The sequence below is a fragment of the Cupriavidus sp. GW822-FHT02D05 genome (genome assembly GCF_058802485.1).
On record NZ_JBXAOE010000012.1, the window covers coordinates 231,558 to 239,556 of the forward strand.

Below are 7,999 nucleotides of genomic sequence, written 5' to 3' on the forward strand. Positions count from 1 at the left end.
CGCTCAGGACTACCGCTTCGTGATGGCGGCATTCAGCCAATGTCATCCTCCGACAGCGCCTCGTAGCCAGCCACCACATCGAACAGCTCCTCGTCGATCGCGCTTTGCCGCTCGCTGTGAAACCGGCCGCGAAGGCTGGCGAGCAGTTCGTCGATGTTCTTGTCGGCCCGCTCCATCGCAGCCAGGCGGCTGGCGTTCTCGCTCGCCAGCGATTCGGCGCAGGCGCTGAACAGCGAGATAAAAAGGTGCTCGCGGATCAGCGCGCGCATCGTGGCGGTGCCGCCCCCGATCACTTCCGGCGGATTCGGCGTTGGCCAGCGCTGTGCCAGCAACCCGGCCAGCCATTGCGCGTCAAGCGGCAACAGGCGTTGCTCCACGGGCTGGAAGAGGGCGCCCGGCCTTGGCTGATTGTAGAAGACGTAGATCCGAGGCTGCGCGGCCTGGCTCGGGTGTGTTTCCGTATCGAGCTGCAGCCGGTCGACCAGCGGGGCAATGGCCTCGACCGAACCGGGCACCGCATAGGTGCCGGCCACGCTCACGCCGGCGCTGGCCAGGCGTGCCCGCACCCGCTCGCCGACAGCCCAGACCTCTCGCTTTCCGGGCATGGCCAGGAGCGTTCTGAGCGCATGGTCGGCGATCACCTCGTTGAACTGGCCCACCAGCCCTTGGTCGGAGCCGAACACGATGGCGCCGACCGCTCCCGTTGAGGCAGGCTTGCTTTGCCCCGGCGTTAAACCGGCGGGCGCCAGCGGGCGCAGGCATGCCCAAAGACCAAGGCTCACCGCGCGGCGGTAGTCGCCCAGCGCCAGCACGGACTGTTCGTACTGGCTGATGCTGGATGCGGCCAGCGCGCGCATGGTGCGAACAACGGCTTGCAGATCCGTGGCGCTGCCGATCTGGTGCCGCAGCGTGGCGGCCGAGTCGCTCATTGCCTCCACCCCTCTGCCGGAGAGCGTGCCTGCGCTTCGAGCCCGGCCCCGCTATTGGTACCGGTATCGGCACCGGCCTGGAACTGCGCAAGGGCGGCGCGGACGAGCGCGGTCACTGCCTGGCCATCCGCCTCGTCCGGCTTGCCCGCGGCCTCGAAGCGGGCGGTTATCGCCGGTGGGATGCTCGCCGCCGCGGCGCGCACTGCTAGCTGCGCGTCCTGCATCCGGTCCAGCGGCACGGCATCGAACAGCCGCGCGGTCAGCGCGCTCAGGATGGCGATCTGCGCAGGCACCGGGACCGGGTCCGATTCGGGCTGCATCAGGCAGGCGCGAATGCGCTGGCCGTGCGCGATGGACTGGCGGCTGTCATCATTGAGCCTGGCGCCGAAACGAGAAAACGTCTCGAGTTCCTCGAACTGCGCGTAGGCGAGCTTGAGATCGCCGGCCACCGCGCGAAAGCTGCCCCGCTGCGCCTTGCCGCCCACGCGCGACACCGACTTGCCGACATCCACCGCGGGCAGCACGCCAAGCGCGAACAGCGTAGGCGACAGATAGACCTGGCCGTCGGTGATCGAGATCAGGTTGGTCGGGATGTAAGCCGACATGTCTTGCGCCTCGGTCTCGATGATCGGCAGCGCGGTAATCGAGCCACCACCGCGCTCGGCGGCGAGGTGCGTGGCCCGCTCCAGCAGCCGCGAATGGATATAAAAGATGTCCCCCGGGAAAGCCTCGCGGCCGGGCGGGCGGCGCAGCAGCAGCGAAAGCTCGCGGTAGGCGCGGGCGTGCTGGGTGAGGTCGTCGTAGACGATCAGCACGTCCCGCCCGGCCTCCATGAAGTGCTCGGCGATGCTGGTGGCGGCATACGGTGCGATATAGGCCAGCCCCGGTGGCTGGTTGCCTTCGGTGACGACCACGACGGTATAGTCCATCGCCCCCTTGGCGCGCAGGGTCGCCACCGCCTTGGCAACGGCCGAGGCGCGCTGGCCGATGGCGCAATACACGCACACGACGTCCTGGCCGCGCTGGTTCAGGATGGTATCGATGGCGATGGCGGTCTTGCCGGTCTGGCGGTCCCCCAGGATCAGCTCGCGCTGGCCTCGCCCGATGGGAATCAGCGCATCGATGACTTTCACGCCGGTCTGCAGCGGCACCGTGACCGCCGCGCGCTCCATGATGGGCGCGGCCGGGCGCTCGATCGGCAACCGCGCGCTGGCCGCGAGCGGCCCGAGGCCATCGAGCGGGCGGCCGAGCGGATCGATCACGCGCCCGAGCAGCATCTTGCCCACGGCCACGTCCATCACGCGGCCCGTGCGCTCGACCTGGTCGCCGGCCCGCAGCCTCCAGTAGTCGTCGAGCAGCACCACGCCGACCTCGTCTTCATCGACATTGAACGCAATGCCGTACACGTCGCCGGGAAAGCGCACCAGCTCGTCATAGCCGATGCCAGGCAGGCCGCGGACTTGCGCGACGCCCGTGGCCACGCTGACGATCGTACCCACCTCCTGCGCCGCTAGTGCCGGCACGAAGCGGCTGCGCGCCTCGCCCATGGCGGCGAACGCCCGTTCGATGGCGGTTTGCGGCGGGGTAAGCGCGACGGTCATGGCTGGCTGGCCTCGGGCTTTGGCACTGGCTTCGGCGCGGGCTGCGGCACGGATTCCGGCTCGGGCCCGGCATGCATCACCGCGTTCTCCGGGCTCAGCAGCTCGCTCACGGCATGCTCCAGCGAGCCGAGATAGCCATCGATGCTCCACGCCAGCTTCTGGCCGCCGACGATGAGTTCGATGCCGCTCACCAGTTCCGGAGCCGTGTCGAACTGCAAGGGGATGGCAGTGCCCAGGATGTCATCCACCGCCGCCTGGATGGCGGCGCGCTGTGCGGCAGGCAGCGCGAACGCACCGCGCACCACAGCGTGCGCCGCCGGCTGCCCGAACGCGGCCGCAAGACTGGCTCTCGCCGGCTCGTCGAGCGCACGCAGACGGCGGATGAAGACGTCGGCCACGCGTTCTTCCAGGCTCGCCGAGGCCAGGTCCGCGAGCGCCCGGCGCGCGATGGCAAACACCTCGCGCCGCGCCAGGTCGCCAAGCGCCTGCGTCAGTTGCCCGGCTTCGCTGCGCAGCGCGTCCTGCCGTTTTGCGGCAAGCGCGTCCGCAGCCTGGCGCGCGGCTTCCAGCCACTGCCGGCGCTGCGTCTCGGCATCGCCAGCCGCCTGTGCCAGCAGCGCAGCGCGCTCGCGCTCGAACGCATCGGTCTTCTGCTGGAACGCCTCGCCTTGCTTGCACGCCTCGGCCTGCCTGGCGCTGGCGTCGGCGATCTGCCTGGCGATCCTGCCTTCGCGGGCGTCGATGGCGTCAAGCACTGGCTGGTAAAGAAAGCGCTTCAGCAGCCAGACGAGGATGACGAAGTTGAGCGCCTGCGCGCCCACGGTGAACCAGTCGATCAGCATGGCTTACCTGGCCACCGCGCGGGCGATGGCGGCGTTCCAGAAGGGGTTGGCAAAGATCAGGATCATCGAGACGACGAAGCAGTAGATCGCCGTCGACTCGATCATCGCCAGGCCGACGAAGAGCGTGCGCGTGATCGTGGCCGATGCATCGGGCTGCTGCGCCAGCGACGTCAGCGCCGTCGCTACCGCCCGGCCTTCCGCGAGCGCGGGCCCCATGCAGCCGAAGCCGGTGCAAAGGCCGGCCATGGCGATCGATGCCACCGCGATGATTGTCAGGCTGTCCATGGGATGGTTCCTTGGTCGGGTTCAGGGTGTCTTTTCGATCGGCAGGCCTGGCTCCGCCTTGCCGTCATGCGTGGCCGCCGCGAGATAGACCGCGGCCAGGATGCTGAAGATATAAGCCTGCACCATGCCGGTAAGCAGGCCGAGCGCGGTCATCACGATGGGAAACAGGAACGGCGTGATCGTCACCAGGATGGCGATGATCATGGCTCCGCTCATCATGTTGCCGAACAGGCGAACCGCCAGCGCCAGCGTGCGCGACAGTTCGCTGATGATGTTGAACGGCAGCATCATCAAGGTCGGCTCGAGGTAGGACTTCAGGTAGCCGCGCAGCCCCTGGTCGCGGATGCCGTACAGCGGCACCGCCACGAACACGCACAACGCCAGCGCCAGCGTGGTCGACAGCGATCCGGTGGGCGGCTCGTAGCCGGGAACGATGGTAAACAGGCTGGCCGCGGCGACGAACAGGAACAGGGTGCCCAGGAAACCGAGATACTTGTGCGGCTGGCGCAGGCCGACTTCCGCGATTTGCTGCGCGATCCCGGTCACGATGATTTCAAGCAGGTTCTGCCAGCGCGAGCGGCGGTGGCCCAACGAGAGCCGGCGCGTGACCAGCCAGGAGCCCAGGGTCAGCACCCCCATCAGCACCCAGGTGAAAAGGATCGTGCCGTTGAGCTTGACGAAGCCGTGCTGCCAGAAGATCCACTGGTCAGGGCTGAGGCGCATGGCCCGTCTCCCGAGGCGCCGGGGCGCGGCGGTGGTCCGCCCATCGCGCCGTCATCCATGTCACCGCCACGCGCGCCACCGCGAAACCAGCCAGGCAGGCAGCCATCCGCTCCCATTGCCCCGCGCCGACGGCGTAGAAGCCGAGCAGCGTGACGCCCATGCGCAGCAGCAGGCTGCCCAGCAGCCATAGGGCCGACTGACCGGATGAAAGCGTCCGGCGGACCGTCCACCACAGGCCGCCGAAAAAAAAGCCACCAAGTGCACCACCCGCGAGGGCCGCAAGCAGCAATGCCGCCACGTCATGTATCCGCATCGTCTTTCTCCTCCTGGTCCTGGCCTTGGTCTCGCCGCATGGCGCGGTCCTCCTTGGCGACCCAGTGCCACGCATTGAAGCAGCCGAGCACCAGGCCGGCCACCAGCAGCGCCAGCGTCCATGCGTGCCGGCCGGGATAGTGCTTGTCCAGCCAGATGCCCAGCGCCGCGCCGAGCAGCGTCGGCACTACCACCGACCAGCCGACCAACCCCATCATGCCCAGCCCGAACCAGACCCCCGGCACGCCCTGGCGCCGCGCCCTGAGCTTGCGCTGCGCCTTGGCGCCCACTTTGCCTGCCAGCGTGGGCGCGGGCTTGGGCGGCCCGCCGGGCGGTGGGTCGGTCATGGCGACGGCTTGTGAAGCTTGGCGAAGCGCGCAAGAAAGCCCGTCTCCAGCTTGGCCATGACCGTGCGCAGGCTGCGCGCCTGCTCGTCCTGGGCCAGGAACTCGCGCTCCACGGTGTCGCGCAGCGTGGCCAGGTCGGCGCCCGCCATGGCGCGGCGCACCGACACGCGCACATCGAGGCCGGTCTTGACCAGCACGCCGTCATCGACCGCGATAAACACTTCGCCATCGGCCGGCGTTTCGAAGGTCAGGATGCCGGGTGCGAGCGCCGCGACGCAATCGAGGCGATGCGGCAGCATGCCGAACGCCCCCCCGGCGGTCTCCGCCACGATGCGCGACACATCGCGCTTGCGCAGGAAGACCCGGAAGGGCAGCAGTATCTCAAGCAGCATGCGATCTGGCGGCATGGCTCTCCTTTGCTGGTTCTGGCGCCGCGGGCGCGGGCTTGCCCCTCGCTTCGGCGATCGGCCCGATCATGTAGAGCGCGCTTTCGGGGTAGTCCTTGAACTCATCGCGCAGGATGCGCTCGCACCCATCGAGCGAATCCGCCAGGCTGACTGTCCTGCCTTTGATGCCGGTGAACTGCTCCGTGGTGAAGAACGGCTGGGTCAGGAATCGCTCCAGGCGGCGGGCGCGGGCGACGACGCCGCGGTCGGCGGGGGAGAGCTGTTCCAGCCCCAGCATGGCGATGATGTCCTTGAGTTCCGCATACTGCGCCAGCGTGCGCCGGATATCCTGCGCCAGGCGATAGTGGCGCGCGCCGACGATGCCGGGCGTGGCCATCCTGGAATTCGATTGCAGCGGGTCGACGGCAGGGTAGAGGCCCTCGCTCGCGCGCTTGCGCGACAGCACGATGGACGCCGACAGGTGCGAGAAGGTATGCACCGCCGCCGGGTCGGTGAAATCGTCCGCAGGCACATAGACCGCCTGGATCGAGGTGATGGCGCCGGTGTCGGTGTTGGCAATGCGCTCCTCCAGCCCGGACAGTTCGGTGCCCATGGTCGGCTGGTAGCCCAGCCGCGACGGCATCTGCCCCATCAGGCCAGACACCTCCGATCCGGCCTGGATAAAGCGGAAGATATTGTCGATCAGCAGCAGGACGTCGCGGTGCTCATCGTCCCTGAAGTACTCGGCCATCGTCAGCGCTGCATGGCCAACCCGGAAGCGCGCTCCCGGAGGCTCGTTCATCTGGCCGAAGACCATGACCATGTCCTGTAGGACGCCGGCCTCGCGCATGTCGTGGTAAAGCTCCTCGCCCTCGCGGCAGCGCTCGCCGATGCCGCAGAAGATGCTCACGCCCCGGTGATGCCCGACCATGTTGTGGATCAGCTCGGTGAGCAACACCGTCTTGCCCACGCCCGCGCCGCCAAACAGGCCTGCCTTGCCCCCGGTTTCGAGCGGCAACAGCACGTCGATCGCCTTGATGCCGGTCTCGAACACCATCGACTGCGTGGAGCGCTGGGACAGGGGTGGCGGCACCCGGTGCACCGAACGCCACTGGACATGCTGCGGCGCCGGCAACCGGTCGATGGGCTGGCCGAACACATCGAACATGCGCGACAGGATGCTGGCGCCCACCGGCGCCTGCAACGGTCCACCGGTGTCCTGCACCGCCATGCCTCGCGCCAGCCCCTGGGTGGACGTCAGCGCAATGCAGCGCACATGCCGCGCATCGCGCTGGGCCAGGACTTCGATGGCGATCCGGCCATCCATGCCGGTACGCAGCAAGGTGCGAATCGGCGGCAGTCCTGCCTCGAAGCGCACGTCGACGACGCTGCCGCGCACCGCGGCAACCACGCCCCGGCGCGCGCTCACCGGCAGCCCCCATGTGCGGGCGGAACCGGTCCATGCGGGCACCTGGCCTCTAACCGTGCCCGCATGGCTGTCCGGCGATGCGCCACTGCCGCCGTCCTTGCTCCGGTCATGTGATCATACTCAAGCCGCCCGTGACTTGCTGCCGTTTTCACCATGCCGCCTACACCAGGCGCCGCGCGTGCGGCAATGCCCAATGATGCGCTTGCCCAGCCGGGAAAAGTTGATACAGATCAACTTAGCGCATGCGTGGCACCGAAGCAAGACGTTGCGCAGCCGGTGCGATCGGATCGCTGATTTGCGGCGCGTGGAGCGGCAGCGACTGCAACGCTTCAAGGACCCTGTCGACCGCCCTTGCGTGACCGGCGTCGGACAAACTCCGCCAGTTGGCGGCGGATATCGCCGATCACGGGCCCCCGGTCAACCGCGCGGGAATCGAAGGGCCCCAGTTGAGCATGGGCAATGCCTGCTTGAACGACGTGCAGTCCGGCGCGAATTCAATACTCGCCCTGGACAAGTCGGCTCCTTGACCCGGGTGGGCAGTTCATGACTCCAGCGGGCAAGCCGTGCCTGCCGCTAGCGCTCTAGCCGCTGGAAGGCTTCACGACTGGCGATGGCTCGCCACTACCCCATGCGCCGTGCCCCCGCACAGGAGCGGGCGGGGCAGCGCCCGCCCGAACGGGCTCAGCCGGGCGCTGGTGGCGGGGCTGAGCACGAGCGGCGTGCCGGCCTTTCCCGTCCCGCCGATAGTGGTAAATGAGGTGGGATGGGATTGAGAACGATATAGCAGAGGATCGGCGCCTGGCCGGCGCCGCAACGGACGGGTAGCGCGCCGAGCGGGGCCTAGGCGCGCAACATCGGCCGCGCGCCAAACCATCAGACCGTGCTCAACGACGGCCTGAATCACCTTGAACCGGTCCAGTTCACGCAGCGACATGGTCACCATCTCGGGCTTCGGCATGGCTGGACTCCGATCCAGGCGGATAGAGCGCCAGCATGCTCGCGTTAGCCTACAGGTACGACATTTCTATTTGGCTCTAGTACGACATTACTATTTAGCCGTAACACAAGATGTCTAGGCCAAATTCAAATGTCCTGTCTTTGGCCAGATCAGAATGTCCGGTTTAATGCAGGATGGTTTTGATTCT

At 67.7% G+C, this 7,999-nt stretch carries 10 protein-coding genes; all 10 read right to left on the minus strand.

All coding sequences use genetic code 11. The annotated features are described in order from the left end of the window. Positions 1–32: 32 nt before the first annotated feature. Complete coding sequence (locus AC1RQK_RS18185) at positions 33–929, minus strand: F0F1 ATP synthase subunit gamma (protein ID WP_492810312.1); 897 nt, start codon at positions 927–929, stop codon at positions 33–35. Next, complete coding sequence (locus AC1RQK_RS18190; RefSeq protein ID WP_492810314.1) at positions 926–2,530, minus strand: alternate F1F0 ATPase, F1 subunit alpha; 1,605 nt, start codon at positions 2,528–2,530, stop codon at positions 926–928. The genes AC1RQK_RS18185 and AC1RQK_RS18190 overlap by 4 nt, the downstream gene beginning before the upstream one ends. Then, a complete protein-coding gene (locus AC1RQK_RS18195) occupies positions 2,527–3,372 on the minus strand; it encodes a F0F1 ATP synthase subunit B family protein (RefSeq protein WP_492810316.1) in 846 nt (281 codons plus the stop codon). Before AC1RQK_RS18195 ends, AC1RQK_RS18190 begins: the two co-directional genes overlap by 4 nt. A gap of 3 nt (positions 3,373–3,375) precedes the next feature. Continuing rightward, complete coding sequence (locus AC1RQK_RS18200; RefSeq protein WP_150990106.1) at positions 3,376–3,657, minus strand: F0F1 ATP synthase subunit C; 282 nt, start codon at positions 3,655–3,657, stop codon at positions 3,376–3,378. 21 nt (positions 3,658–3,678) lie between these two features. Continuing rightward, a complete protein-coding gene (locus AC1RQK_RS18205; RefSeq protein WP_492376572.1) occupies positions 3,679–4,380 on the minus strand; it encodes a F0F1 ATP synthase subunit A in 702 nt (233 codons plus the stop codon). Next, entirely contained in the window at positions 4,364–4,693 is a 330-nt protein-coding gene (locus AC1RQK_RS18210; protein ID WP_492376573.1) for an N-ATPase subunit AtpR, read from the minus strand. Before AC1RQK_RS18210 ends, AC1RQK_RS18205 begins: the two co-directional genes overlap by 17 nt. After that, complete coding sequence (locus AC1RQK_RS18215) at positions 4,680–5,039, minus strand: AtpZ/AtpI family protein (RefSeq protein ID WP_492376574.1); 360 nt, start codon at positions 5,037–5,039, stop codon at positions 4,680–4,682. Before AC1RQK_RS18215 ends, AC1RQK_RS18210 begins: the two co-directional genes overlap by 14 nt. Further along, entirely contained in the window at positions 5,036–5,446 is a 411-nt protein-coding gene (locus AC1RQK_RS18220) for a F0F1 ATP synthase subunit epsilon (RefSeq protein WP_492810320.1), read from the minus strand. Before AC1RQK_RS18220 ends, AC1RQK_RS18215 begins: the two co-directional genes overlap by 4 nt. Continuing rightward, positions 5,421–6,896 carry a F0F1 ATP synthase subunit beta gene (atpD, locus tag AC1RQK_RS18225; protein ID WP_492376576.1) on the minus strand — a complete coding sequence of 492 codons (1,476 nt, stop codon included), beginning with the start codon at positions 6,894–6,896 and terminating at the stop codon, positions 5,421–5,423. Before atpD ends, AC1RQK_RS18220 begins: the two co-directional genes overlap by 26 nt. Positions 6,897–7,452: 556 nt before the next feature. Further along, entirely contained in the window at positions 7,453–7,812 is a 360-nt protein-coding gene (locus tag AC1RQK_RS18230) for a hypothetical protein (protein WP_492810322.1), read from the minus strand. Positions 7,813–7,999: the final 187 nt, after the last annotated feature.